Genomic DNA, 24884 nt, shown 5'->3' with positions numbered 1-24884 from the left:
CCTTCAAATATCCAGTTCGTCATACACGGCTCGCAAGCGGGTTCGCAGATGTAGCACCGCATAACGCTTGCGCGCTAGCAGCGTATTCACGCTCACCCGCTCTCGGACGACAAATCTTTAAAGCTGCGCCCCTCGAGTTCGTGAGCGATGAAAATCTCACGCTGATTTTTGGCAATCCGTCAAGCGCGCGTTGCAATTCCTCCAATAACACCGACCTTGCATAAGCGGATTCCAGTCCGGCATCGTTTGCAGGCAGCAGGAGATCGAGCCGATACTCGTCGCCGGAGTCGTCGGTCTCGTCGACCGTTTCGACTAGCGGTTGCTCCTTCTTCTTGCGAAAGCGGTCGATGATGCGGCTTCGCGCCACGCGAAACAACCACGCGCTAACCTGTTCAATAGGCTCGGACGAACTCGTAAAGCACATCCTGCAAGATGTCCTCCGCCTCACTCGGATCAAGTACGCGACGCCGGATGAAATTCCCGAGTCTCATACGCTCACGCAAGACGGTTGCAGTGATGGCGGTATCGCGTTCGTTCATTGGACTCGTGGTGGGTGGCGGTTCCATACGGCTGAAGACGATTCACAACCACGGATATTGTGATCGACAGAAAAAACCTGTGTCGTCGCCAGCCGTGAGCAAGGCACGGATGAACGTCCGCTCGTCGGCGAAGGCGAACGACGCTTCATGGCCCAGACTGTGTCAAAACGCGTGGCCACTGGGAATTGACGAAACCTGTTCCGGCGCATGTCGCGGCTTGTCGTTTGCGGCAATCTGAACGCAAACCACAACCGAACATATCGCAAAGGCTCAACAACCCCGTACGGGCATCACGCCCGCATCGCCTTCATAACCGCTTCTGAACCGAGTAGCTTGATCACTCGCTTCATGTTGTACGCCAGCACGTGCAAGCTCATCTCCGTACTCACCCGCTCGATGGTCCGTGTCAGGAAATGAGTGGCGCCCATCCATGCCTTGATCGTGCCGAACGGGTGCTCGACAGTCTGTCGCCGGATGCACATCATCTCAGGCGCATGATCAAGTCGCGCCTGCATCTCATCGAGAACAGCCTCGTGCTCCCAGCGTGTCACGCGACGTTGAGGACCCGGCGTGCAATCCCCCTTTAGTGAGCATTGCTGGCAATTTGAACTCCAGTATTTACTGATCTTCAGACCGCGCTCAACAGTTGAGAATCGCCAGATGAGCCGCTGGCCCGCCGGGCACCGATATTCGTCCGTCTGTGCGTTGTAAATGAAGTCATCCTTGCCGAAGCGGCCATTAGCCGTTGCGCTCGATGTCACCGGTTTGGGAACGAGCACGCTTATTCCAGCCTCATGACATGCGAGTATCTCCTCGCTCTTGTAGTAGCCGCGATCCGCAACTGCGGTGAGCTTGTCGACGGCCATCTCATCACGCGCCAGCTTCGCCATCGACGTCAACTGATCACGATCAATGCCATCATTCGTAACGACGTGCGCGACGATCAGATGGTGCTTCGTGTCAACCGCCGTCTGGACGTTGTAGCCGACGACTCCCGTTCCTCGTGTCTTCATCGAACGGGCATCGGGATCCGTGAGCGACACCTGTCGGTCCGGTGCTTCGTTCAGCTTAACCTCGATTTCCTTGAGGCTTCGCATCTGTTCCTTCAAGGCCGCGATCTTGTCTTGCAGTCGCTCTGTTCTGGCCTTCGCGATTGCAGGCTCCTGACGATCGGCTGTGTCCATCGCCTCGAGATAGCGAGCGATACTTGACTCGATGTCGCGCATGCGTCGTTCGAGCTTGGCGCTTGTGAAGTTGCGATCACGATGGTTCACCGCCTTGAACTTGCTGCCGTCGATCGCAACGAACGCTTCAGCGAAAAGGTCCAGACGCTGGCATAGCATGACGAACTGACGACAGACGCTGCGGATTGCTTTGCCGTTGTCTTTACGGAACCGAGCAATGGTCTTGAAGTCCGGCGCCAAGCGGCCCGTGAGCCACATCAGTTCGACGTTGCGCTGAGCCTCGCGTTCAAGGCGACGGCTGGATTGAATACGGTTCAGGTAACCGTAGATGTAGATCTTGAGCATCACCTCCGGATGATACGAAGGCCGCCCTGTCAGCGCTGGCTCAACACCTTCAAACCCAAGCTTCTGAAGATCAAGCTCATCTACAAAAACATCGACTACACGCACGGGATTGGTGTCCGTCACGTAGTCGTCAAGTGCTTCAGGGAGGAGAAAGCTTTGTGTACGACTGTCGCCTTGAACGAACCGCTTCATCTCGCCCATCCTCCGCTATCGGATGAGCCATTTTAACCTGTCAAAATGGCGTTTTGACACAGTCTGGGCCGACTGCTGCCCGAGGCGGTCGGCCGTACTCCATCCGGAGCGGGGTCGACCTGTGACACGCCAGGCACGCTTGGTCGAGACAGATCTTCTCTGTGCTGTGCTTCCAGTGAGCGAGCGGATCCCCTTGAGCGCCACGCTGGAGGCCCGTGGAATGGTCGGCGGGGCTATCCCGTTCCTCAGTTCGGGGATTTCCCTGGGCGACGACGCGCGGCAGGCGCCGCGCCGCGTTGAAATCTGCGTCGCAGGTGTCTCCAGCGTATGAGGTAGCGCAGTTGGTTTGCTAGGTGGGGATTGGGTAGATGACTGTTTTTGTTGGGGAAAACGGTGCGATGCGCCGGTTTTTTTTGCGTGCTCGGGAGTTCCAACTTAGTGAACAAAGTTCCAGGTTGAATGAATCTCGACATCAGTGAACTTCGACCGCGTTCCCCCTTCTTGAATTTGTCACTGCCCGTCCATATAATTAGCACTCGCTGCACGAGAGTGCTAACAACATCTCCGGTTGGCTCGGCCAGCCGGGTTTTTCTCAGCGTTCTTCAGTCTCAATCAGAGAGGAGTATGTATGAACCTTCGTCCTTTGCATGATCGCGTGATCGTCAAGCGTCTGGATCAGGAAACCAAGACCGCGTCGGGCATCGTGATCCCCGAAGCCGCAGCGGAAAAGCCGGATCAAGGTGAAATCCTCGCAGTCGGCCCGGGCAAGCGCGACGACAAGGGCGCAGCCATTGCGCTCGACGTGAAGGTAGGCGACCGCGTCCTGTTCGGCAAGTACGCAGGCCAGACCGTCAAGGTCGACGGCAACGAACTGCTCGTGATGCGCGAAGAAGACATCATGGCCGTGGTGCAGAAGTAAGCGCAAGGTCGCTACTTCACCGGTTATATCCAAAGTATTCAAGGAGTTAGAAGATGGCAGCTAAAGACGTCGTATTCGGTGATTCCGCCCGTGCCAAGATGGTCGAAGGCGTGAATATTCTCGCCAACGCCGTGAAGGTCACGCTGGGTCCGAAGGGCCGCAACGTGGTTCTCGAGCGCAGCTTCGGCGGCCCGACGGTCACCAAGGACGGTGTGTCGGTCGCGAAAGAGATCGAACTGAAAGACAAGCTCCAGAACATGGGCGCGCAAATGGTCAAGGAAGTCGCTTCCAAGACCAGCGACAACGCAGGCGACGGCACGACGACCGCTACGGTTCTCGCGCAATCGATCGTCCGCGAAGGCATGAAGTACGTCGCATCGGGCATGAACCCGATGGACCTGAAGCGCGGTATCGACAAGGCTGTTGCAGCTGCAATCGAAGAACTGCGCAAGATCAGCAAGCCGTGCACGACCAACAAGGAAATCGCCCAGGTTGGCGCGATCTCGGCGAACAGCGATTCGTCGATCGGCGAGCGCATCGCTGAAGCAATGGACAAGGTCGGCAAGGAAGGCGTGATCACCGTCGAAGACGGCAAGTCGCTGCAAGACGAGCTGGACGTCGTCGAAGGTATGCAATTCGACCGCGGCTACCTGTCGCCGTATTTCATCAACAACCCGGACAAGCAAGTCGCCGTGCTCGAGAACCCGTTCGTGCTGCTGCACGACAAGAAGGTGTCGAACATCCGTGATCTGCTGCCGGTGCTCGAGCAAGTCGCGAAGGCTGGCCGTCCGCTGCTGATCATCGCTGAAGACGTCGAAGGCGAAGCGCTCGCAACGCTGGTCGTCAACAACATCCGCGGCATCCTGAAGACCGTTGCCGTCAAGGCTCCGGGCTTCGGCGATCGTCGTAAGGCGATGCTGGAAGACATCGCGATCCTGACCGGCGGTCAGGTCATCGCTGAAGAAACCGGCCTCACGCTCGAGAAGGCAACGCTGGCTGAACTGGGCCAGGCGAAGCGCATCGAAGTGGGCAAGGAAAACACCACGATCATCGACGGCGCTGGCGAAGCAGCGAACATCGAAGCTCGCGTCAAGCAAGTGCGCACGCAGATCGAAGAAGCGACCTCGGACTACGACCGTGAAAAGCTGCAAGAACGCGTTGCCAAGCTGGCAGGCGGTGTTGCGGTGATCAAGGTCGGTGCTGCGACCGAAGTCGAAATGAAGGAAAAGAAGGCACGTGTCGAAGACGCACTGCACGCAACGCGCGCAGCTGTGGAAGAAGGCATCGTGGCTGGCGGCGGCGTCGCGCTGATCCGTGCACGTACGGCAATCGCTGGCCTGAAGGGCGCTAACGCCGATCAGGACGCAGGTATCAAGATCGTTCTGCGCGCCATGGAAGAGCCGCTGCGCCAGATCGTCGCCAACGGTGGCGAAGAAGCGAGCGTCGTCGTGGCAGCGGTTGCTGCTGGCAAGGGCAACTACGGCTACAACGCAGCGACCGGCGAGTACGTCGACCTGGTCGACGCAGGTGTCGTGGACCCGACGAAGGTGACGCGCACGGCGCTGCAAAACGCAGCTTCGGTTGCTGGCCTGCTGCTGACGACCGACGCAGCTGTCTGCGAACTGCCGAAGGAAGATGCTCCGATGCCTGGCGGCATGCCCGGCGGCATGGGCGGCATGGGCATGGACATGTAATTCCGCTCGGGTCTCGTGGTCCGGCCGCGTGGTTGAACTGCCGCGCGTCTGGATCACGGACGAGGCCCGGCTGGAAGTCCAAGTGGGGAGCGCGCCGCGAGGCGTTTCCCCAAACGAAAAAACCCGCTTATGCGGGTTTTTTTCGTTTGGGGCCGGCGTTGATGTGCTTGCTGGCGAGCGCCTCCGGACGCCCTTTTGTCCGGATCAGGCGCCCGCGGCGTGAGCCGTGCGATGAGAGGACCTTCCGAGGCACTGTTCGCGCAGGTAGTGGAAGATCTGCGCAACGCTTTGCGCGGGGCTCAGCGTTCCCGTGTCGACGTGCAGGTCGGGATCGATCGGCGCTTCATAGGGCGCTGATACGCCGGTGAACGAGCTGATCTCGCCAGACCTCGCTTTCGCGTAAAGACCTTTGGGATCGCGGCTCGCGCAGGTGGCGAGCGAGGCGGACACATAGGTTTCGACGAACTTGTCGGCTCCGATGATCGCGCGCGCCATTGCCCGATCTTCGCGTAGCGGCGAAATCAGCGCGGAAATCACGATCAGACCCGCGTCGTTCATCAATTGGGCGACGTGCGCGACCCGGCGGATGTTTTCGCGCCGGTCGTCGGGCTCGAATCCAAGGTCGCTCGCCAGACCGTGGCGGATGTTGTCGCCGTCGAGCACATAGCAGGCGTGACCGAGCGCGATCAGCTGCTCCTCGAGCGCGAACGCGAGCGTCGATTTGCCGGCGCCGGACAGGCCGGTCAGCCAGATCGTGGTGGGCATCTGATCGAACATGCGTATGCGGTCCCGCACCGCGATCTTGCCGTGGAAGCGTTGCACGAATTGGGGCGGCTCTTTCATGGATAGGTTCTCTTGGCTTTTCTGGCTCATTCGCAGTGCCAGCCTTGCCGCCACGTGCCGGCGTTGTGCAGGCTTTCGGTGGAATTGGCAATGGTAACGCGAAAGCCTTCCGGAATATCGTTCGGCAGTGGAATCGAAAATCCGCTGTATGCGCTCGGATAGCCGGCGCTCGCCACATCGGGCCGCGGCTCGCCGCTGCAGCCGGCCGCGACGATCTGCGTGCCGACCCGCACCTCGAGCGGTACCTGCCGCTGCGGCTCGCTCAGGTTGACGGCCCAGCCGCACACTACGCCGTCGCGCACCGTGTCGACAAAACCGTCGAACAGGTCGACCGGCGGACGCTGCCGGCTTCGCGCGAACTCCAGATAGGTGTCGATCGGCGCGAGATCGAAGCGGCCGATCACCTCATGCACGCGCGACAGGAATGAGCCATCGATGCCGAAAACCGTCGCGCTATAGACGTGCGGATTCTCGAGCTGATTTATTTCGGACTGAATCACGCGGACCAATTCGAGCGCATTCGAAAAGACGCTGCCCGTTTCATTCGCATAGGCTTCGACGATTCGATTCGCGTCGCGGAACAGTTCGTAATCGAGGCTATTGTCGTCGATGAACTTTTGTCTGGCTGCTTCGCTGATGTGAGCTTTGCCTTTCGGCGCGCCATTGGTGCGATTCGCTTCGAAACAGAACGGGAATTTCATCCCTGTCGAACCGCACAGCCGCAATAAGAATTCGCTCATGTCCTCGCAGACGCCGACGGTACCGATCTGTTCGCGCAAATGGATTTGCGCGACGGCGAGGCTCGCTTCGTTGACCGCCGGCTCGCCGCTCAGCATCTGCACGAACAGGTTCCTGCCGCCGAGCGATTCGCTGACCCACTCGTCGAGCGACAGTACGCCTTGCAGCGCCAGAGCCTCGGTCGCCGACACGCTGACGCCGCGCGTGATCTGGCCGTTCTTGCCGTTCGCCGCGTACCAGTAGTGCGAGATCTGGCGCGCGAGCGGATCGCGCAGGATCGTGCAGTAGTTGACCGGATGTTTGATCATCCGATGAATGCCATACGGGAGATGACCGCCGCCTACCTGCGTCTCGAGCGGCTTTGCGCGACAGTTTCCCCATCCATCCTGATCCCAGACAAAGCTAATGAATTGGTCATTACCTTTATTCAAATCAAAAAACGAAATAACGGTCGAACCGCCGCATTTCGGTGGATGGATGAAAAAGGTAGGAAACGACATGTGGGGACATATGACTGATCGTGATGCGTAAAGTCTAGACAAAAGACGTCATTGGCGTTGTAACGTTTAATTACGCGGTAAAACGTCTGCTTGCATCGCCGACAGCAGGATTCATGCGGCGATGCAAAATAAATTGACTAAGATGCTCACGAGACGAACTGGGCGCGGCAGTATCGATAGCTACGCGCTATTTACATTATTCAATTTGGATAAATCGAATGGAAAGTCGCACCAATCGCGAAAGTCGCATTAGTGAAAAAAACCGGCTGACAGCGGGTTTTTAGTCGATGCCGACGAATGGCGAGGTCAGTGCCGCGCTTCCCCCGGCGCCGCGCCCTTGCCTTGCGCGGGCGGCGTTTCGTCTTCATCGCTGCTGCGCGCCCAGAAGAAGCGATCGGGCATGTATGCCCCCATGCCGGGCCGGAACGCATTGCGCACTGCCTGATACAGATACTCCTGGCTTTCGCGCACCGCTTCCGCGGGCTCCTGGCCGTTGGCGAGAAGCGCGGCGATCGCCGCGCCGAGCGTATCGGTCAGGCCCGTCAACCGATGCGGCGCGCGGTCCCACATGTCCTGACGCAACTGGCCGTCCTCGCTGAAGAGTGTGTTGACGAGCCGATGCGTGCCGGTTTCGGTCGACAGAATGTACTCGCAGCCCTGCGACAGCAGATGCGAGATCGCCGCGTCGAGGCTCGGCGCCTCCGCGTCGCCGTCGGGCTGCGCGAGCGCGAGCAGGGTCGCCGAGTCGGCGATCAGCAGCGTGGTTTGCGGCGCGAGCAGATCGGCGATCGCTTCGCGCAGTTCGTCGGCGGCGAGCACGTGCTCGTCGTCGAGCGTGAAGTCCGGGGCGAGGATCAGCGGGACGTCGTCGTAGTCGGCGACAACTTCCGCGATCGCGCTGACCACTTCGGCGCGCGTGCACGCGCCGACCTTGAATGCGGCGATCGGCATGTCCTCGAGCAGCATGCGCGCCTGCGTCGCGACGATGTCCGGGTCGAGCCCGGTGACTTCGTCGCAGTTCGCCGAGTCGCGCACGGTATAGCCCGTGAGCACGGAAACGCCGTGGCAGCCCATGCTGGCAAGTGTCAACAGGTCCGCCTGCAGGCCGGAGCCGCCGGTGGGGTCTGAGAGACCGAAGGTGAGGACGATCGGAGGTGTGTCGCTGGGCATGAAAATGGATAAGGAAAGCGGGATTTCGGCGCGCAATGCGCAATTGGCTCAATTATGCGGCCTAAACCGAGGAGAGGGCGTTTTTTCGCGCGGCGGGGATCGCCAGAGGCTGGCTCGCGGCCCGCTGACGCGCGGCCGGCGGGGATTGCTTTGAGGTTGCCACGCTAGCGCCGCGAGCTTGCCGAGGGCGCCCTCTATCGCGCTGCCGGGTGTCCCCACCGCCATGGGGCATGACGCCGCGAGCGTCGTCCGCACGGCGCGCGGGCACACCGCCGAAGCCCGGTCCACGCTACGATTGCGAGTTTTCGATTGCTAGGCATGGGGGCGGCAACACGGTACCATCATGGCTCCCGCTTCCACGGACTCAACGACGCGACAAAAGAATGGAATATCAAAGCTGGATGTGCCTGATTTGCGGCTGGATTTACGACGAAGAGGCCGGCTTGCCCGACGAAGGCATTGCGCCGGGCACGCGCTGGGAAGACGTGCCCATCAACTGGACGTGTCCGGAGTGCGGAGCGCGCAAGGAAGACTTCGAAATGGTCCAGATCTGAAGTTCGGCAAGCCACCGGCGTCAGCCGGTCGGTCGTTCGCGTCGCTTGATCGTTGTTCCGGCGTCGCGGTTTGAGGGGTTAGTGCGACACGCCGGAAGCTTCGGCCCCCAAACCGGGTCCCGAGATTCGGTCCCGAACCTGAACCCTGAGCTTCGATCCCGAAAAGTCAGCGGCGTCGTCCGCCGCGCAATTGCTGCAATCGCTTGATGCGTCCGGCACGCCCGGCGCCTGTCTGAGCGCGCCGGCGCGGAACATCGCCGGTCGCGTCGTGTCGCAACGGTAGTCTGTCATTGTCCTGTCGCCGGTTCGCGCGGTGGCCGCTCACTCAGCATGCGGCGCGAAGCGACGGCCCCGTCAGCTTCGTGTCGCCTGCCCATGACTCTTCGATCCGCAGCACCCGTTTCCATCGATGCACTGCCGAACCCCCGCGGCGGCGCGGTCCGCCCTGCGGAACTCGCGCTCGCCGAGGTGTCGCTCGCGTTCGAGCAGCGCGACGAGAGCGGTGCCGCGCTGCTGCGCGCGTCGCATGCATTGCGCACGGCGGGTTGGCTCAGCGCGCAGCGTTTCACCGACGCCCTCGTGCGGCTCTCGCCGCTCGCGAGCGGCGAGCCAGCCGAAGCGGAAAGCGCGCGGCCAGTGTTCGGCGCGGCACTGCGCGACTTCCGCGCGGCGCTCGAGCGTCACAATCTGCGCGAGCTCAGTTGCTCGCCGACGCTGTTCAACCACTACCGCGAGCTGTGCGCGCAACTCATCGAACCCACGCCGGGCTCCGCTGTCGCGTTCGAAGACCTCGCGCTGTGCGCGCGGCCAGTGCCGCCGGCTTCGCTGCACGCGCAATCGGCCGATCAGCTTGTCCATCTGCGGGCGCGCTACGAGCGCGCGTTGCTGCCGGTGCTGCGCTCGCAGGCCGACACAGGCAGCGCGGTGGCGCTTGCGGTCACGAACGCCGCGCTCGACGAGCTCGACGCCGTGTTCACCGAACTCGCCGGCCCCGATCCCTATGACTTCTGGCGGCTCGCGCGCGCCTGCGCGAAGGCGCTGCGCGCGCGCGGCCACGCAATCCGCGATATCGAGGCGCGGCGCTTCTACGCGCGCTGCAACCTGGCGCTCGCCGATCACGCGCGCGGCATCGAGCGCGCGCCGCGTTCGCTGGTGCGCGCGACGCTCGCGCTGCTGTGGCGCGACTACGCGCTGTTCGGAGCGGCCGCGCAAGACGCCGACCAGGTCGAGGTGCTGCACGATTATGGCTTGACCGTCGACTGGCACGTCGCCGGCACGCAGTCGTCGGAAGCACTGTGGGAGGCGGGCACGCTCGAGGCGCAGTCGCTGCCGCACACGCGCGATCTCGGCGTGCTGAGCGTCAACGCGAACGCGTACGAAGACTTCCTGCAGACCGCCGACGCGTCCATCGAGGCGCTCGCCGCCCATGCGCGCGCGGCCGATCAGCCGGAAAAAGCCGACCCGAGCGAAGCGCTGCAGGCGGGCGACGCCGCCTACCGGCTCGGCTCGGCCGCCTGCGCGCTCGGTCTCGGTCACGTGGCGCTGCTCGCCGACGCACTCGGTCTCGCATGGCGGCGTCGTGCGCATGCGGGCGTCGCAACGCCGGCGGTGCGCGCGCACGTGATCGTCGGCGCGCCGCCGGCCGACACGCTCGAGCAGGCCGCCGAGGCCTTGCGTGCGTCGCTGCACAAGGTCGCCGCGGGTGTTGGGCCGGCCGGCGGCAGCTTCACGCAGGCGGCGCTCGCCGCGCTCACGCGTGCGATCGAGCAGGGCGGCGCGTGAAGCGCAAGCCGGGTTGAACCAAACGCGCGACGTGGCGCGCGAATTGCGTCCGCAACGCTTCGACCGACGCGCGCCGAATCCGCTGAAACCCATTGTGACAAGTCACAATCCCGCAACTTCGCGACGCGCGCCGAACGTGCCGTTCTACGCGGTGTTTCGGCGCCTGATCGCGGCATGGCGCAAGTCGCGCGCGTGATAGAGTGCAACTTGATCCAGCGTCGATGGCGCGTCGCGTAGCGTGCAACCCAACGCGTTGCAATGCTCAAAGCAGCCCGCCATCGCGCATCGTCTTTGCTAAAATCCGAACTATGTCCAAGAGTACCGATCGCATCAATCTGACCAACCAGTTCCTGATCGCCATGCCGAACATGGCCGATCCGACGTTTTCAGGAACGGTGGTCTACCTTTGCGATCACAGTGAGCGCGGCGCGCTCGGCCTCGTGATCAACCGGCCGACCGATATCGACCTGCAGGCGCTCTTCAATCGCATCGATCTGAAGCTCGAGATCGAACCGCTTCTCCATGTCCCCGTGTATTTCGGCGGCCCGGTGCAAACCGAGCGCGGCTTCGTGCTGCACGATCCGAAAGGCGGCAGCGCATACACCTCGTCGATGTCGGTGCCGGGCGGGCTCGAAATGACCACGTCGAAAGACGTGCTCGAGGCCGTCGCGAGCGGCAACGGTCCGGAGCGTTTCCTGCTGACGCTCGGCCACGCCGGCTGGGGCGCGGGTCAGCTCGAAGACGAAATCTCCAAGAACGGCTGGCTCACGGTCGAGGCCGATCCGAAGATCGTTTTCGACGTGCCCGCCGAAGATCGTCTCGAAGCGGCGCTCGCGCTGCTCGGCGTGTCGTTGTCGATGCTGTCGGGCGAGGCCGGGCACGCATGAGGGGCCGCGCATGAATCTGCCGGCCGGACGTGAGGCGACGCTGCTTGCGTTCGACTACGGAGAGAAACGCATCGGCGTGGCAGTCGGCAATTCGCTGACGCGCCGCGCGCGGCCGCTCGTCGTCGTGCAAAACCGCAGCAAGGGGTACCGCTTCGAAGCGCTCGGCAAGCTGATCGCCGAATGGAAGCCCGATGCGCTGGTGGTCGGCCTGCCGATGCACCCCGACGGCACACCGCACGAGCGCACGCAACTCGCGAAGCGCTTCGGCAACCAGCTGAACGGCCGCTTCAATCTGCCGGTCACGTGGGTCGACGAGCGCTACTCGTCAGTCGAGGCCGAGGCGCAAATCCGCGCCGGCAATGCCCGCGCCGACATGCTCGACGCCGAAGCCGCGAGCATCATCCTCCAGCAATATCTAGACGGACTTTCCGACGATCATGAGTTCCATTGACGCCGAAGCGCTGTATCGCGCGTTGCTCGACCAGATTCGAGCGGCGTATGGCGACCAGCTCGCCGTTGCCAGGCACGGTGCCGAAGCGGCGGTTCTGGTGGGTATCCATAGCGGCGGCGCGTGGCTCGCCGAGCGGCTCGCGCGCGACCTGAAACTGCCGAGCTTCGGCGTGGTGAACGTCGCGCTGCATCGCGACGACTACGCGAAGAAAGGGCTGCACGCGCAAGCAAGCCCGACCTCGCTACCGTTCGAGGTCGATGGCCGCCGCATCGTGCTGGTAGACGACGTGCTGTACACCGGCCGCACGATTCGCGCGGCGGTGAACGAGCTGTATGACTATGGCCGGCCGGCATCGGTCGAACTCGCGGTGCTCGCCGATCGGGGCGGACGCGAGTTGCCGGTGGCGGCGCGCTTCGTCGGCGGCGTGGTCGACGTACCCGCCGACGCGACGCTCGTGCTGGCCCGTGAAGACGACGGCGCGGGCGGCCAGCGGTTTTCTTTTCACACTGAAGCACGCGTCGATTGAAACGCGCGTGAGCGGCGTGTCGACGCGACCTCGATCACGTTGAAGCCCGTATTTGAAGCAGGTACATCATGAACACCGCCACCCCGGCTCCGCAAGATTCCTCCGCTAGCGCATCCGAGCGCTTCCGCTACGGCTTCCTGAATGGCAACCCGCAGCTCACGAAGAGCGGCGAGCTCAAACATCTGCTGTCGATCGAGGGGTTGCCGAAGGCCATCGTCAATCACATTCTCGAGACCGCCGACCAGTTCGTCAGCGTGACCGATCGCGAAGTGAAGAAGGTGCCGCTGTTGCGCGGCAAGTCGGTGTTCAACCTGTTCTTCGAAAACTCGACGCGCACGCGTACCACGTTCGAGATCGCGGCCACGCGGCTGTCGGCCGACGTGCTGAATCTGAACATCAACGCGTCGTCGACGAGCAAGGGCGAATCGCTGCTCGACACGATCAACAACCTGTCGGCGATGCACGCGGATCTGTTCGTCGTGCGTCATGCGTCGAGCGGCGCGCCGTTCCTGATCGCGCAGCACTGCGCGCCGCACGTGCACGTGATCAACGCCGGCGACGGCCGTCACGCGCACCCGACGCAGGGTCTGCTCGACATGTACACGATCCGCCACTACAAGAAGGACTTCACGAAGCTGCGCGTGGCGATCGTCGGCGACATCCTGCATTCGCGCGTCGCGCGCTCGGACATTCATGCGCTGACCACGCTCGGCGTGCCCGAAGTGCGCGCGATCGGTCCGCGCACGCTGCTGCCGGGCGGCCTCGAACAGATGGGCGTGCGCGTGTTCTACAACCTCGACGAAGGTCTCAAGGATGTCGACGTGATCATCATGCTGCGCCTGCAGAACGAACGCATGAGCGGCGCGCTGCTGCCGTCGTCGCAGGAGTACTTCAAGAGCTGGGGGCTCACGGCCGAGCGTCTCGCGCTCGCCGCCCCCGATGCGATCGTGATGCACCCCGGCCCGATGAACCGCGGCGTCGAGATCGACTCGCAGGTCGCGGACGGTCCCCAATCGGTGATCCTGAATCAGGTCACGTTCGGTATCGCGGTGCGCATGGCGGTGATGGGGATCGTCGCGGGCAATAACGACTAAGCAACGACTGATCGGGAAGCCGAACGATAGGCTGAACCACAGGTTTAACAAAGGCAGCGCATGAAGATTCATATTCAAGGCGGCACGCTGATCGATCCGGTAGCGGGCACCGAACAGCAGCAGGACGTCTTTATCGAGGCGGGCAAGATCGCTGCCTTGGGCAACGCGCCGGCCGGCTTCCAGGCGGAGCGTACGCTCGACGCGCGCGGTCTGTCGATCGCGCCGGGTCTCGTCGACCTGTGCGCGCGTTTGCGCGAGCCGGGGTACGAGCACAAGGCGACGCTAGGCTCGGAAATGGCCGCGGCGCTCGCGGGCGGCGTGACGAGCCTCGTATGTCCGCCGGATACCGATCCGACGCTCGACGAACCGGGCCTCGTCGAAATGCTGAAGTTCCGCGCGCGCAATCAGAACAAGGCGCACGTGTATCCGCTCGGCGCGCTGACGGTCGGTCTCAAGGGGCAGGTCATCACCGAGATGGTCCAGCTGACCGAGGCGGGCTGCGTCGGCTTCTCGCAGGCCGACACGCCGATCGTCGATACCCAGGTGCTGATGCGCGCGCTGCAATACGCGAAGACCTATGATTTCACCGTGTGCCTGCGCCCCGTCGATGCGTATCTGGGCAAGGGCGGCGTCGCCGCGAGCGGCGCGCTGGCGTCGCGGCTCGGGCTGTCGGGTGTCCCGGTGGCGGCCGAAACGATCGCGCTGCATACGATCTTCGAACTCGTGCGCGTAACCGGTGCGCGCGTGCATGTGTCGCATGTGTCGTCGTCGGCGGGCGTGGCGCTCGTGCGCGCGGCGAAGGGCGAGGGCCTGCCGGTGTCGTGCGACGTCACCGTGAACCACGTGCATCTGATCGACCTCGACATCGGTTACTTTGACGCGCAGTTCCGGCTCGATCCGCCGCTGCGCCAGCAGCGCGATCGCGAAGCGATCCGCGCGGGCCTCGTCGACGGTACGATCGATGCGATCTGCTCCGCGCACACGCCGGTCGACGACGACGAAAAGCTGCTGCCGTTCGCCGAAGCGACGCCGGGCGCAACCGGCCTCGAATTGTTCCTGTCGCTGACGGTGAAGTGGGCCGACGAAGCGGGCGTGCCGCTCGCGACCGCGCTAAATCGCATCACCGCGGCGCCGGCGCAGGTGCTCGGCCTCGAAGCGGCTGGCCGCATCGCGGTCGGCGCGGTGGCCGACCTCTGCGTGTTCGACCGTCACGCTCACTGGCGCGTCGAGCCGCGTGCGCTGAAGAGCCAGGGGCACAACACGCCGTTCCTCGGCTACGAGCTGCCGGCACAGGTGCGCGCGACCGTCGTGTCCGGTCAGCTCGCCTACGAACAGCGCTGAGCGGTATCGTTTCGGTCCATTCAAGGAAAGCTCCGGCCATGAAGCTCGCGTTACGCAAGGTCCGTCTCATCACGCATCTGCTGCACGGCATGTGGACCGTCGCGACGCGCTTTCCGAACGCGAGCGCCGAGCGGCGTCACGCGCTCAATCGCGCGTGGTCGCTGAAGATGCTGCGGCTGTGCGGCATGCGCCTCGTCGTGCATAACGACGCGGTGCGGCTCGATCGTGGCGTGCTCGTCGTCGCCAATCACATCTCGTGGATCGACATCTACGTAATCAACGCGTGGCGGCCGACGCCGTTCGTGTCGAAGGCGGAGATCCGGCAATGGCCGGTGGTCGGATGGCTCGCACAGCAGCTCGATACGGTGTTCATCCAGCGCGAGAAGCGCAGTGACGCGAAGCGCATCATGCATGAACTCGCCGCACGGCTCAGCGCGGGTGAACTGATGTGCGTGTTCCCCGAAGGCACGACGTCGAACGGACTCGAGTTGCTGCCGTTTCACGCGAACATGTTCCAGGCCGCGGTGTCGGCCGGTGTGCCGGTGCAGCCGCTGTGCATCATGTACGAGGACGCGCAGGGCCGGCAGTCGGCGGCACCCGCATATATCGACGACGTGTCGTTGTCCGACTCGCTCGACATGCTGTTGCGTGGTGGTCCGCTGACCGCCCACGTATATGTTGGCGCACCGCTCGCGCCGGACGCGGACCGGCGGGTGCTCGCGGCGCAGGCTCAGCAGGTGGTGGCGAACGCGTTGCGGGACATGCAGGCCGGCAACGCAGTAGCGGGGACGGTCGCGCAAGAGGGTGACGTTGTAGATGCTGCGTCGTCGAGCGACGACGCTGAGACGGCGGAAACGCTGATCGAGCCCGTCGATCAGCCGCGCCGCTCGGTCTGAGCGGCGGCGCTGCCGGGCAGCGTCGCCGTCTTCCGTTTAGTTGCCCCCGCGCGGCACGCCGCACGAATCGCAATCGACTTGCGTCAACGTCCGCTCAGCCGGGTTTTTCGCGAGCCGTACCGCCGACAGCTTCTGCCCCCACACGCAACCCGAGTCGAGGCCGATCAGGTTGTCGCGCAACATCAGGCCGAGCGCGGCCCAATGACCGAACACGACGGTCACGTCGGCGGTCTGGCGCGACGGCACGTCGAACCACGGCATGCAGCCGTTCGGCGTGGATGCGAGCGTGCCGCTGCTGCTGAAATCCATCACGCCATCGGCGCTGCAAAAGCGCATGCGCGTCAACGCGCTGCACGTGACGCGCAGACGCTCGATACCCTTCAGGCCCGGCTTCCAGCGGTTCGGTTCATTGCCGTACAAGCCGGCAAGCGTCTCTTTCCAGTTCGGCGCACGCAGCGCGCGTTGCAACTCGTCGGCGAGTTCGAGCGTCAGCGTCGCATCCCATTGCGGCAGCACGCCCGCATGCACCATCAGCATGCCGTTGTCGAAATGCGCGAGCGGGCGGTGGCGTATCCACTCGAGCAGATCGGCGGCATCGGGCGCGGCGAGGATCTCTTCGATCGTGTCGCCTTTCTTCGACTTCCGAATCCCCGCCGACACCGACAGCAGATGCAGATCGTGATTGCCGAGCACCGGCACCGCGCGCTCGCCAAACGCGATCACGTCGCGCAAGGTGTCGAGCGAGTCGGGGCCGCGGTTGATCAGATCGCCGGCGAACCACAGCGGTGTCCCGTCCGGCGGCGCGGCTTTGGCCAGCAGTTGCTGAAACGGCGCGCGGCAGCCTTGCAGATCGCCGAAAGCAAGAGGGACGAGGGGAGCGGAGGCACTGGAAGCGTTGAGGGGTGTCATCGAGGAAATCAAGGCGATTCGATACGCGCGGTGCTGCACGACGCGTGCCACGCTGGGCAGGGCAGCAAGATAGCGTGACATAATAGCCCGTTTGGGGTTCGGGTATCGTGCGATCACGTTACGGGACGCGGGTGGAACACCGCCGTAACACGGCACGGCGGCAACCACGCATGGACCGCGCGCGATTCCAATACAACAACAGGATGACTCTCTCGTGAACGAAGCCAGCATGTCGTCTTCCGCGGCGAAGCAATCATTTCGCACGCTCGTCACCGGTGCGAACGGTTTTACCGGCCGCTATCTGGTCGAGAAGCTGACCGGGCGCGGCCATACCGTGATCGAAGCGGTGTCCGGCCGCGACGAGCCCGACACGCCGACACGCGTCAAACTCGACATCACCTCACCGGAAGACTGCCGGCGCGTGCTCGAAACCGTGCGGCCCGATTTCATCGTGCATCTGGCCGCGATCAGCTTCGTGGGGCACAACGATCCGCTCGACTTTTATCGCGTCAACGTGATCGGCACGCAGAACCTGCTCGAAGCCTGTGCCGCGATCGGCCATGTGCCGCGCAAGCTGCTGATCGCAAGCAGCGCGAACGTGTACGGCAACGTCAGCAGCGCCGCGATCGACGAGAGCTTCCCGCTTACGCCGGTCAATCATTACGCGGCCAGCAAAGCGGCCATGGAAGCGCTGGTGCGCACATGGTTCGACCGCCTGCCGATCCTGATCGTGCGGCCGTTCAACTACACCGGCCGCGGCCAGGCGGTGAACTTCCTAGTGCCGAAGATCGTCAGCCACTTCGCGCGGCGCGCGGCATCGATCGAACTCGGCAATATCGACATCGCGCGCGACTTCTCTGACGTGCGTTATGTGGCGAGCGCGTACGAGGCGTTGCTCGACTCCAATGTCGCCGCCGAAATCGTCAACGTCTGCACCGGCACGCCGTATTCGTTGCGTGAAATCCTCACGACCGCGGGCGAACTCACCGGTCATAACATCGAAGTCCAGATCAATCCCGCCTTTGTCCGGCAAACGGACGTCAAGATGCTTGCCGGTTCGCCCGCCAAATTGCACTCGCTGGTGGCGGCGGTCGAGTCGATCCCTTTCATCGATACGCTGCGCTGGATGCTCGCGGCCTGAGCGCGCTCGCGCGAGCAACCGCCTGACGGTCTGCACCGAAGGGCCGCGTTTGCGGCCTTTCATGACGCTTTCGCCGTTCTTCTTCGTTTCCCACTCTTTCCGCGCCGCGCCGCACAGTATGTGGCGCACATCATTACAGGCGCCAAAATGCGCTTAATCGCACCGAAAAGCCCCTTTTCACAGACCAACGGCAACGAATTCTGTCAAGCTGTTTCAAGTTGTTAGGGTTCTAGTTTTTGCACCGGGCGGCTTTATAATTGGGGTTCATAAAATTGGCGTCTGAGTGTCCACTCTCCGGAGAACGCGACGGACGACCAGAGAAACGGACACCACGCGGGGTGAACAGGTCGCAAGCTCTTCGCCGCCTGTCACTAACATCGACAAGGGAATTACATGATCCTGGTAACGGGCGGTGCCGGCTTTATCGGCGCTAATTTCGTGCTCGACTGGCTGAATGCGTCGGACGAAGCGGTGCTCAACGTAGACAAACTGACCTACGCCGGCAACCTGGGCACGCTGAAGTCGCTACAGGGCAATCCCAGACACATTTTCGCGCGCATCGACATTTGCGATCGCGCCGCGCTCGATTCGCTATTGGCCGAGCACAAGCCGCGCGCCGTGCTGCATTTCGCGGCCGAGAGCCATGTGGATCGCTCGATTCACGGTCCGGCCGATTTCGTGCAAACCAACGTGGTCGGCACCTTCACGCTGCTCGAAGCCACGCGCAGCTACTGGAACACGCTGGGCGTTGCGGAGCGCGCCGCGTTCCGCTTCCTGCATGTATCGACCGACGAAGTGTTCGGCTCGCTGTCGGCAACCGATCCGCAGTTCTCCGAAACTACGCCTTATGCGCCGAATAGCCCCTATTCGGCGACCAAGGCCGGTTCGGATCACCTCGTGCGCGCCTACCACCACACGTACGGCCTGCCGGTGCTGACCACCAACTGCTCGAACAACTACGGCCCGTACCAGTTCCCCGAAAAGCTGATTCCGCTGATGATCGCCAACGCGCTCGGCGGCAAGCCGCTGCCCGTGTATGGCGACGGGCAGAACGTGCGCGACTGGTTGTACGTCGGCGACCACTGCAGCGCGATCCGTGAAGTGCTCGCGCGCGGCACGCCGGGCGAGACGTACAACGTCGGCGGCTGGAACGAGAAGAAGAATCTCGAGGTCGTGCACACGCTGTGCGACCTGCTCGACCAGCAGCGCCCGAAGGCGGCCGGCTCGTATCGCGACCAGATCACCTATGTGAAAGATCGTCCGGGTCACGACCGCCGTTACGCGATCGACGCCCGCAAGCTCGAGCGTGAACTCGGCTGGAAGCCGGCGGAAACGTTCGAGACGGGGCTCGCCAAAACGGTCCAGTGGTATCTCGACAACCAGCAATGGGCCGACGAAGTCGCTTCGGGCGAATACCGGAAGTGGGTCGAGACCAACTACGCGCAGCGCGCGTAAAGGCACGGCAATGGCGCGCAAAGGCATTATTCTCGCGGGCGGCTCGGGCACCCGCCTGTATCCGATCACGCACGTCGTCTCCAAGCAACTGCTGCCGGTGTACGACAAGCCGATGATCTACTACCCGCTGTCCACGCTGATGGTGGCGGGTATTCGCGACGTGCTGATCATCTCCACGCCGCAGGACACGCCGCGCTTCGAGGCGATGCTCGGTGACGGCAGCCAGTGGGGCATGAACATCCAGTACGCGGTGCAGCCGTCGCCGGATGGGCTCGCGCAGGCGTTCATCATCGGCCGCGAGTTCGTGAACAATGATCCGTCGGCGTTGATTCTCGGCGACAACATCTTCTACGGCCACGATCTCGCGAAGCAACTCGAACGCGCCGACGATCAGACCGACGGCGCCACCGTGTTCGCGTATCACGTGCAGGATCCGGAACGCTACGGCGTGGTCGAATTCGACAAGCAGTTCCGCGCGTTGTCGATCGAGGAAAAGCCCGCCAGGCCGCGTTCGAACTACGCGGTCACGGGTCTGTACTTCTACGACAAGCAGGTCTGCGACATCGCCGCGGACATCAAGCCGTCGCCGCGCGGCGAGCTCGAAATCACCGACGTGAACTCGCGCTACCTCGCGAACGCGGCGCTCAACGTCGAGATCATGGGCCGCGGTTATGCGTGGCTCGACACCGGCACGCACGATTCGTTGATCGAAGCCGCGACCTTCATCGCAACGCTGCAGAAGCGCCAGGGTCTGGTGGTCGCGTGTCCGGAAGAGATCGCGTACCGGCGTCAGTGGATCGACGGCGAGCAGCTGCTCGCGCTCGCCAAGCCGCTCGCGAAGAATGCCTACGGGCAATACCTGCAAAACATTCTCACGGATCACGTCGCATGGCCATCCAGGTAACCGCAACCTCGCTGCCCGAAGTCAAGATCATCGAGCCGAAGGTGTTCGGCGATGCGCGCGGCTTCTTTTTCGAAAGCTTCAATGCGCTCGAATTCGCCGAGAAGGTCGAGCCGGGCGTCGAGTTCGTGCAGGACAATCATTCGCGTTCGGCGAGAGGCGTGCTGCGCGGTCTGCACTATCAGATCCAGCATGCGCAGGGCAAGCTCGTGCGCGTGGTCGAGGGCGAGGTGTTCGACGTCGCCGTCGACATCCGCAAGAGCTCGCCGAACTTCGGCAAGTGGGTCGGCGTGACGCTGTCGGTCGAGAACCATCGGCAGCTGTGGGTGCCGCCCGGTTTCGCGCACGGCTTCGTCGTGCTGTCGGAGTCCGCGCAGTTCCTCTACAAGACCACGGATTATTGGTTCCCCGAGCACGAGCGCAGCATCGTGTGGAACGATCCGGCGATCGGGATCGAATGGCCAGTCGACTTCGAGCCGCTGCTCGCGGCCAAGGATGCGGCGGGCAAGCGTCTCGCCGACGCCGAAGTCTACGCATAAGGGGATCGCATGAGCGCACACGACGCGAAACGGACGATTCTCGTCACCGGCGTAAATGGCCAGGTCGGCTATGAGCTCGCGCGCACGCTGCAAGGGCTCGGCAACGTGGTCGCGGTCGACCGCTCGCGGCTCGATCTGTCGAACCCCGATCAGATTCGCGCGGTGGTGCGCGACCTGCGTCCCGCGCTGATCGTCAATCCGGCCGCTTATACGGCGGTGGACAAGGCCGAAGAAGAACGCGACCTGGCAATGTGCATCAACGGCGAAGCACCGGGCGTGCTCGCCGAGGAAGCGAAAAAGCTCGGCGCCGCGCTGATCCACTATTCGACCGACTACGTGTTCAACGGCACGAAAGAAGGCGCGTACGTCGAAGACGATCCAACCGATCCGCAGAACGTCTACGGCCGCAGCAAGCTCGCGGGCGAGCAGGCAATCGCGGCGAGCGGCGTGAATCACCTCGTTTTGCGCACGAGCTGGGTGTACGGCACGCGCGGCAAGAACTTTCTGCTGACGATGTTGCGGCTCGGCGCCGATCGTCCGGAGCTGAAGGTGGTGGCCGACCAGTTCGGCGCGCCCACCTGGTGCAACACGATCGCGACGCTGAGCGCGCATCTGTGCGCGCAGTCCTTCGCCGCCGAAGACGGCGCGAAGTGGTGGGACGAGCGTTCGGGCATCTATCACCTGTGCGCGGGCGACTCGACGTCGTGGCACGGTTTCGCGTCGGCGATCTTCGAACTCGCGGATTTGCCGAACAGGCCGAACACGCTGCCGATTCCGGCCGCGGATTACCCGACGCCCGCGAAGCGCCCAGCCAATTCCAGAATGTCGAACGACAAGCTGGCGCGCGTGTTCGGGCTCGTCGCGCCGCATTGGCGCGACGCGTTGAAGCTGTGTCTGACGGACGGTTTTCCAAAGTCGCCGGCGGCGCGCACCTGAGTCGCGGTTTCGACGCAGGGCTCGCGAGCGCCGGTGCGGCGAAGGAAACACTCGCATCGGATGTCCTGCCGCGCACGCCGCTCGCCATGATGCCGTCGTGGTCCGGGACCGATCGAAACGATTGTTGCCTGACAATGGTGAAAGGGTGCAGCGGTAGAATGTCGCTCGACGCGAGGGCGTTCCAGGCGCGGATTTAACGTTCTATGCGCATTAGATTGCAAACGTGTGCGTCAACCGTGCGCAAGCCAGTATGGCCACGTAAAAAATACGGTATCGAGAGGGAGCTGTGAGTTTGTTACCGATCATTCTGTGCGGCGGAGCGGGATCGCGGCTCTGGCCGGTCTCGCGGGAATCGCACCCGAAGCCGTTCATCCGTCTCGCGGACGGCGAAAGCCTGCTGCAGAAAGCGTTCCTGCGCGCGGTCGCGTTGCCCGGCGTGAAGGAAGTGCTCACGGTAACCAACCGTGAGCTGTTCTTCAAGACCGAAGACGATTTCCGCGAGGTGAACGGCAAGAACGTCGCGACCTCGTTCATTCTCGAACCGTTCGGCCGCAACACGGCCGCGGCGGTTGCCACGGCGGCCTTGCACACGGCGAAGGCGCATGGCGCAGACACCGTGATGCTGGTGCTCGCCGCGGATCACCTGATCGCGGATCAAACCGCGTTCGCCGCGGCGGTCGCGCGTGCGCAGACGCTTGCGCAGGCCGGCAAAGTGGTCACCTTCGGCATGCATCCGGATACGCCCGAAACCGGCTACGGCTATATCGAAGCCGATGGCGAGCGGGTCGTTCGCTTCGTCGAGAAGCCGTCACTGGAGAAGGCCCGCGAGTATCTGGGGTCGGGCAAGTTCGTGTGGAACTCAGGCATGTTCTGCTTCACCGCGGGCACGATCCTGAAGGAAATGCACGAGCATTGTCCCGACATTCTCGATGCCGCGGCCGAATGCATGGACAAGTCGCCGTCCGCCGAAGGCAAGAGCGGCGCGCAGGTGCGTCTCGAGCCGGGCTGCTTCGGCGCGGTGCCGGAGCAGTCGTTCGACTACGCGGTAATGGAGAAGTGCGAGCACGCGGCGGTCGTGTGCTGCAACCTCGGCTGGACCGACGTCGGCTCTTGGACCGCGCTGTCCGACCTGTCGCCGGCCGATGCGAGCGGCAACCGCGTCGAAGGCGAGGCGCTGCTCGTCGACGTGAAGAACTCGTATCTGCGCAGCGACGGGCGCCTGATCGGCGCGGTCGGCGTCGACAACCTGATCGTGATCGACACGCCCGATGCGCTGCTCGTCGCGCACCGGGATCGCGCGCAGGACGTGAAGCAGATTTTCGCGGAGCTGAAGTCGCGCGGCCATGAGACGTACAAGGTGCATCGCACCGTGCATCGGCCGTGGGGCACGTACTCGGTGCTCGAAGAGGGGCCGCGCTTCAAGATCAAGCGCATCGAGGTGAAGCCGGGCGCGAGCCTGAGCCTGCAGATGCATCATCACCGCAACGAGCATTGGGTCGTGGTGAGCGGCATGGCGAAGGTCGTCAACGGCGAAAAAGAGTTCTTCGTGTCGACCAACGAGTCGACCTATATCCCGGCGGGTCACAAACATCGCCTCGAAAATCCGGGCGTCGTCGAGCTCGTGATGATCGAAGTGCAAAGTGGCGAATATCTGGGCGAAGACGATATCGTTCGCTTCGAAGACATTTACGGACGTACTTGAGATGGATATCAGTTTTACCAACGACTCGGAAGACCTGACACGTCACAACGAGCGCGACGACCTGCTGGTCGGCATGAAAGCGGTGCGGGTCTGGGGCACGCTCGGCTGGCACGACATCCGGCAGCGTTATCGCCGCTCGGTGCTCGGGCCGTTCTGGTTCACGCTCAGCACGATCATCATGGTGGTCGTGCTCGGCGCGTTGTACTCGACGCTGCTGCACCAGGAAATCTCGGACTATCTACCGTATCTCGCGGTGGGTCTCGTCGTGTGGGCGTATCTGGCGTCGGTTGCCAACGAGGGCTGCATGGCCTTTATCGGCTCGGCCTATCTGATCAAGCAGATCAGGCTGCCGCTGACGGTCCACGTATGCCGCATCGCGTGGCGCAACTTCGTGATCCTGCTGCATAGCCTGCCGGTCGTCGTCGTGCTGCTGCTCGTGTTCGGTCACTGGCCGGGCTGGGAAATCGTGCTGGTGCCGTTCGCGCTCGTGATCCTGCTGCTGCACGGCGTGTGGCTCGGCGTCACGCTCGGCGTGCTGTGCGCACGCTTTCGCGACATTCCGCCGATCGTCACGAACCTGATCCAGGTCGTATTCTTCTTCACGCCGGTCATGTGGTCGCCGGAAATCCTGAAGGACCGCGCGTGGGTCGCCGAATACAACCCGCTCTATCACCTGATCGAAACGGTGCGCGCGCCGCTCACCGGCCGCCCGACCCACTGGGAGTCGTGGGCGTGGTCGATTGGTCTCTTGATCGTCGGCTTTGCGTTCGCGCAGATCCTGATGAAGCGTTTCCGTAATCGCGTTCCTTACTGGCTTTGATATTGTGAGTTCTACATCGATTGTCGCTCGTAACATCTCCGTCGAATTTCCGATCTACGAGAACTCGCATCGCTCGCTGAAAAAGGCGGTGCTCAATCTGACGACGGGCGGCCGGATCGGCCAGGACGCGGGTCGCCATGCGATCGTCCGCGCGATCGACGACCTGAGCTTCACCTTCAGCGAAGGCGAGCGCATCGGCCTGATCGGCCACAACGGCTCGGGCAAGACGACGCTGTTGCGCACGCTGTCGGGCGTCTATGCGCCGGTGCGCGGCGAGCTGAAGGTGCGGGGCAAGATCGCGTCGCTGCTCGACGTGTCGATGGGCCTCGACCCCGACGCGACCGGCTTCGAAAACATCTATCTGCGCGGCATTCTCGACGGGCTGAAGCCCGCGCGCATCCGCAGCAAGATCGACGAGATCGCCGACTTCAGCGAACTGGGCGATTACCTGAATCTGCCGGTGCGCACCTATTCGAGCGGGATGATGCTGCGCCTCGCGTTCGCGATCTCGACGAGCGTCGAAGCCGACATCCTGATCATGGACGAATGGCTGAGCGTCGGCGACGCCGAGTTCAGCGTGAAGGCGGCCGGGCGTCTGGAAGGTCTCGTCGGCAAGGCGGCGCTGCTGGTGGTGGCGTCGCACGATCCGTCGCTGGTCGCACGCGTGTGCAGCCGCAAGATCTCGATGGAGCACGGCAAGATGGTCGCCGACGAACCCGTGCTGCCGTCGGAAAAATCCGACGAGCCGCTCATCAGCCACACCGCGCAGTTGCCGCACTGAGCACGGCGGCGCGCGACCGGCGCGGCGCATGCTGCGCCTGCCGCA

General features: G+C 63.2%; 25 protein-coding genes and 1 pseudogene. 20 read left to right on the top strand and 6 right to left on the bottom strand.

Annotated elements, in window-relative coordinates:
• Nucleotides 1-3 precede the first annotated feature (3 nt).
• Nucleotides 4-566 (bottom strand): annotated as a pseudogene (locus OKW28_RS37505) (RNA polymerase sigma factor).
• Between the two features lie 263 nt (nt 567-829).
• Nucleotides 830-2260, bottom strand: a complete 1431-nt coding sequence (locus tag OKW28_RS37500) for an IS1182 family transposase (protein WP_429449375.1) — start codon at nt 2258-2260, stop codon at nt 830-832.
• A 628-nt stretch (nt 2261-2888) separates the two neighbouring features.
• On the opposite strand from OKW28_RS37500, the gene groES reads away from it, so the two are divergent.
• Together groES and groL are read left to right on the top strand one after the other, a co-directional pair.
• Nucleotides 2889-3179 carry a co-chaperone GroES gene (groES, locus tag OKW28_RS37495; protein WP_008923887.1) on the top strand — a complete coding sequence of 97 codons (291 nt, stop codon included), beginning with the start codon at nt 2889-2891 and terminating at the stop codon, nt 3177-3179.
• Between the two features lie 53 nt (nt 3180-3232).
• Complete coding sequence (gene groL, locus OKW28_RS37490) at nt 3233-4873, top strand: chaperonin GroEL (RefSeq protein ID WP_018419577.1); 1641 nt, start codon at nt 3233-3235, stop codon at nt 4871-4873.
• A gap of 204 nt (nt 4874-5077) precedes the next feature.
• Here the strand turns inward: groL and cysC are convergent, their stop codons facing one another.
• A complete protein-coding gene (cysC, locus tag OKW28_RS37485) occupies nt 5078-5716 on the bottom strand; it encodes an adenylyl-sulfate kinase (protein ID WP_429452926.1) in 639 nt (212 codons plus the stop codon).
• A 26-nt stretch (nt 5717-5742) separates the two neighbouring features.
• Complete coding sequence (locus tag OKW28_RS37480; RefSeq protein ID WP_429452924.1) at nt 5743-6762, bottom strand: chondroitin 4-O-sulfotransferase; 1020 nt, start codon at nt 6760-6762, stop codon at nt 5743-5745.
• Here OKW28_RS37480 and OKW28_RS37475 point away from each other — a divergent pair.
• Complete coding sequence (locus tag OKW28_RS37475; protein ID WP_429452922.1) at nt 6751-6972, top strand: hypothetical protein; 222 nt, start codon at nt 6751-6753, stop codon at nt 6970-6972. The two genes, OKW28_RS37480 and OKW28_RS37475, sit on opposite strands and share 12 nt — an antisense overlap.
• Nucleotides 6973-7260: 288 nt before the next feature.
• Here the strand turns inward: OKW28_RS37475 and OKW28_RS37470 are convergent, their stop codons facing one another.
• Nucleotides 7261-8124 (bottom strand): hydroxymethylpyrimidine/phosphomethylpyrimidine kinase, encoded by an 864-nt coding sequence (locus OKW28_RS37470; RefSeq protein ID WP_429452921.1) that lies wholly within the window; start codon nt 8122-8124, stop codon nt 7261-7263.
• A 383-nt stretch (nt 8125-8507) separates the two neighbouring features.
• Here OKW28_RS37470 and OKW28_RS37465 point away from each other — a divergent pair, with 383 nt between their 5' ends.
• From OKW28_RS37465 to OKW28_RS37425, 9 genes are all read left to right on the top strand, one after another.
• Nucleotides 8508-8678: a rubredoxin gene (locus tag OKW28_RS37465; RefSeq protein ID WP_006047743.1), complete on the top strand. Its 171-nt coding sequence runs from the start codon at nt 8508-8510 to the stop codon at nt 8676-8678.
• A gap of 375 nt (nt 8679-9053) precedes the next feature.
• Complete coding sequence (locus OKW28_RS37460; protein WP_429452919.1) at nt 9054-10460, top strand: hypothetical protein; 1407 nt, start codon at nt 9054-9056, stop codon at nt 10458-10460.
• A 13-nt stretch (nt 10461-10473) separates the two neighbouring features.
• On the top strand, nt 10474-10656 hold the full coding sequence (locus OKW28_RS37455; protein ID WP_429452918.1) for a hypothetical protein: 183 nt from the start codon (nt 10474-10476) through the stop codon (nt 10654-10656).
• 112 nt (nt 10657-10768) lie between these two features.
• Entirely contained in the window at nt 10769-11347 is a 579-nt protein-coding gene (locus tag OKW28_RS37450) for a YqgE/AlgH family protein (protein WP_090803272.1), read from the top strand.
• A gap of 10 nt (nt 11348-11357) precedes the next feature.
• Nucleotides 11358-11798 carry a Holliday junction resolvase RuvX gene (gene ruvX / locus OKW28_RS37445; RefSeq protein WP_429452916.1) on the top strand — a complete coding sequence of 147 codons (441 nt, stop codon included), beginning with the start codon at nt 11358-11360 and terminating at the stop codon, nt 11796-11798.
• A complete protein-coding gene (gene pyrR / locus OKW28_RS37440; protein ID WP_429452914.1) occupies nt 11785-12324 on the top strand; it encodes a bifunctional pyr operon transcriptional regulator/uracil phosphoribosyltransferase PyrR in 540 nt (179 codons plus the stop codon). Before ruvX ends, pyrR begins: the two co-directional genes overlap by 14 nt.
• 68 nt (nt 12325-12392) lie before the next feature.
• Nucleotides 12393-13418: an aspartate carbamoyltransferase catalytic subunit gene (locus OKW28_RS37435; RefSeq protein WP_429452913.1), complete on the top strand. Its 1026-nt coding sequence runs from the start codon at nt 12393-12395 to the stop codon at nt 13416-13418.
• 60 nt (nt 13419-13478) lie between these two features.
• Nucleotides 13479-14759 (top strand): dihydroorotase, encoded by a 1281-nt coding sequence (locus tag OKW28_RS37430; protein WP_429452912.1) that lies wholly within the window; start codon nt 13479-13481, stop codon nt 14757-14759.
• Nucleotides 14760-14797: 38 nt separating this feature from the next.
• Nucleotides 14798-15655, top strand: coding sequence for a lysophospholipid acyltransferase family protein (locus OKW28_RS37425; RefSeq protein ID WP_429452910.1), 858 nt, complete (start codon nt 14798-14800; stop codon nt 15653-15655).
• Nucleotides 15656-15691: 36 nt separating this feature from the next.
• On the opposite strand, the gene OKW28_RS37420 is transcribed toward OKW28_RS37425, so the two are convergent.
• A complete protein-coding gene (locus tag OKW28_RS37420; RefSeq protein ID WP_429452908.1) occupies nt 15692-16564 on the bottom strand; it encodes a symmetrical bis(5'-nucleosyl)-tetraphosphatase in 873 nt (290 codons plus the stop codon).
• 229 nt (nt 16565-16793) lie between these two features.
• On the opposite strand from OKW28_RS37420, the gene OKW28_RS37415 reads away from it, so the two are divergent.
• From OKW28_RS37415 to OKW28_RS37380, 8 genes are all read left to right on the top strand, one after another.
• Nucleotides 16794-17705, top strand: coding sequence for a GDP-mannose 4,6-dehydratase (locus OKW28_RS37415; protein WP_429452906.1), 912 nt, complete (start codon nt 16794-16796; stop codon nt 17703-17705).
• Between the two features lie 393 nt (nt 17706-18098).
• The gene (gene rfbB, locus OKW28_RS37410; RefSeq protein WP_429452904.1) at nt 18099-19160 is read left to right on the top strand and encodes a dTDP-glucose 4,6-dehydratase; all 1062 of its coding nucleotides are present in this window, start codon (nt 18099-18101) and stop codon (nt 19158-19160) included.
• A gap of 10 nt (nt 19161-19170) precedes the next feature.
• Nucleotides 19171-20064: a glucose-1-phosphate thymidylyltransferase RfbA gene (gene rfbA, locus OKW28_RS37405; protein WP_184065112.1), complete on the top strand. Its 894-nt coding sequence runs from the start codon at nt 19171-19173 to the stop codon at nt 20062-20064.
• Nucleotides 20049-20600, top strand: a complete 552-nt coding sequence (gene rfbC, locus OKW28_RS37400; RefSeq protein ID WP_429335841.1) for a dTDP-4-dehydrorhamnose 3,5-epimerase — start codon at nt 20049-20051, stop codon at nt 20598-20600. Before rfbA ends, rfbC begins: the two co-directional genes overlap by 16 nt.
• Before the next feature lie 9 nt (nt 20601-20609).
• The gene (rfbD, locus tag OKW28_RS37395; protein ID WP_429452902.1) at nt 20610-21536 is read left to right on the top strand and encodes a dTDP-4-dehydrorhamnose reductase; all 927 of its coding nucleotides are present in this window, start codon (nt 20610-20612) and stop codon (nt 21534-21536) included.
• Nucleotides 21537-21822: 286 nt separating this feature from the next.
• The gene (locus OKW28_RS37390; protein ID WP_429452900.1) at nt 21823-23238 is read left to right on the top strand and encodes a mannose-1-phosphate guanylyltransferase/mannose-6-phosphate isomerase; all 1416 of its coding nucleotides are present in this window, start codon (nt 21823-21825) and stop codon (nt 23236-23238) included.
• A gap of 1 nt (nt 23239) precedes the next feature.
• The gene (locus OKW28_RS37385) at nt 23240-24058 is read left to right on the top strand and encodes an ABC transporter permease (RefSeq protein WP_429452898.1); all 819 of its coding nucleotides are present in this window, start codon (nt 23240-23242) and stop codon (nt 24056-24058) included.
• A 4-nt stretch (nt 24059-24062) separates the two neighbouring features.
• A complete protein-coding gene (locus tag OKW28_RS37380; RefSeq protein WP_429452896.1) occupies nt 24063-24839 on the top strand; it encodes an ABC transporter ATP-binding protein in 777 nt (258 codons plus the stop codon).
• Nucleotides 24840-24884 lie beyond the last annotated feature (45 nt).

This window comes from Paraburkholderia sp. 40 (genome assembly GCF_050434105.1).
Lineage (GTDB): Bacteria > Pseudomonadota > Gammaproteobacteria > Burkholderiales > Burkholderiaceae > Paraburkholderia > Paraburkholderia tuberum.
This window is presented reverse-complemented; position numbering and strand designations above follow the sequence as displayed.

What these genes read in the sequence shown, in the direction of transcription:
- OKW28_RS37500 (WP_429449375.1), bottom strand. Translation starts at nt 2,260, where the DNA reads ATGAAGCGGTTCGTTCAAGGCGACAGTCGTACACAAAGCTTTCTCCTC.
- groES (WP_008923887.1), top strand. Translation starts at nt 2,889, where the DNA reads ATGAACCTTCGTCCTTTGCATGATCGCGTGATCGTCAAGCGTCTGGAT.
- groL (WP_018419577.1), top strand. Translation starts at nt 3,233, where the DNA reads ATGGCAGCTAAAGACGTCGTATTCGGTGATTCCGCCCGTGCCAAGATG.
- cysC (WP_429452926.1), bottom strand. Translation starts at nt 5,716, where the DNA reads ATGAAAGAGCCGCCCCAATTCGTGCAACGCTTCCACGGCAAGATCGCG.
- OKW28_RS37475 (WP_429452922.1), top strand. Translation starts at nt 6,751, where the DNA reads ATGTTTGATCATCCGATGAATGCCATACGGGAGATGACCGCCGCCTAC.
- OKW28_RS37480 (WP_429452924.1), bottom strand. Translation starts at nt 6,762, where the DNA reads ATGATCAAACATCCGGTCAACTACTGCACGATCCTGCGCGATCCGCTC.
- OKW28_RS37470 (WP_429452921.1), bottom strand. Translation starts at nt 8,124, where the DNA reads ATGCCCAGCGACACACCTCCGATCGTCCTCACCTTCGGTCTCTCAGAC.
- OKW28_RS37465 (WP_006047743.1), top strand. Translation starts at nt 8,508, where the DNA reads ATGGAATATCAAAGCTGGATGTGCCTGATTTGCGGCTGGATTTACGAC.
- OKW28_RS37460 (WP_429452919.1), top strand. Translation starts at nt 9,054, where the DNA reads ATGACTCTTCGATCCGCAGCACCCGTTTCCATCGATGCACTGCCGAAC.
- OKW28_RS37450 (WP_090803272.1), top strand. Translation starts at nt 10,769, where the DNA reads ATGTCCAAGAGTACCGATCGCATCAATCTGACCAACCAGTTCCTGATC.
- ruvX (WP_429452916.1), top strand. Translation starts at nt 11,358, where the DNA reads ATGAATCTGCCGGCCGGACGTGAGGCGACGCTGCTTGCGTTCGACTAC.
- pyrR (WP_429452914.1), top strand. Translation starts at nt 11,785, where the DNA reads ATGAGTTCCATTGACGCCGAAGCGCTGTATCGCGCGTTGCTCGACCAG.
- OKW28_RS37435 (WP_429452913.1), top strand. Translation starts at nt 12,393, where the DNA reads ATGAACACCGCCACCCCGGCTCCGCAAGATTCCTCCGCTAGCGCATCC.
- OKW28_RS37430 (WP_429452912.1), top strand. Translation starts at nt 13,479, where the DNA reads ATGAAGATTCATATTCAAGGCGGCACGCTGATCGATCCGGTAGCGGGC.
- OKW28_RS37425 (WP_429452910.1), top strand. Translation starts at nt 14,798, where the DNA reads ATGAAGCTCGCGTTACGCAAGGTCCGTCTCATCACGCATCTGCTGCAC.
- OKW28_RS37420 (WP_429452908.1), bottom strand. Translation starts at nt 16,564, where the DNA reads ATGACACCCCTCAACGCTTCCAGTGCCTCCGCTCCCCTCGTCCCTCTT.
- OKW28_RS37415 (WP_429452906.1), top strand. Translation starts at nt 16,794, where the DNA reads ATGTCGTCTTCCGCGGCGAAGCAATCATTTCGCACGCTCGTCACCGGT.
- rfbB (WP_429452904.1), top strand. Translation starts at nt 18,099, where the DNA reads ATGATCCTGGTAACGGGCGGTGCCGGCTTTATCGGCGCTAATTTCGTG.
- rfbA (WP_184065112.1), top strand. Translation starts at nt 19,171, where the DNA reads ATGGCGCGCAAAGGCATTATTCTCGCGGGCGGCTCGGGCACCCGCCTG.
- rfbC (WP_429335841.1), top strand. Translation starts at nt 20,049, where the DNA reads ATGGCCATCCAGGTAACCGCAACCTCGCTGCCCGAAGTCAAGATCATC.
- rfbD (WP_429452902.1), top strand. Translation starts at nt 20,610, where the DNA reads ATGAGCGCACACGACGCGAAACGGACGATTCTCGTCACCGGCGTAAAT.
- OKW28_RS37385 (WP_429452898.1), top strand. Translation starts at nt 23,240, where the DNA reads ATGGATATCAGTTTTACCAACGACTCGGAAGACCTGACACGTCACAAC.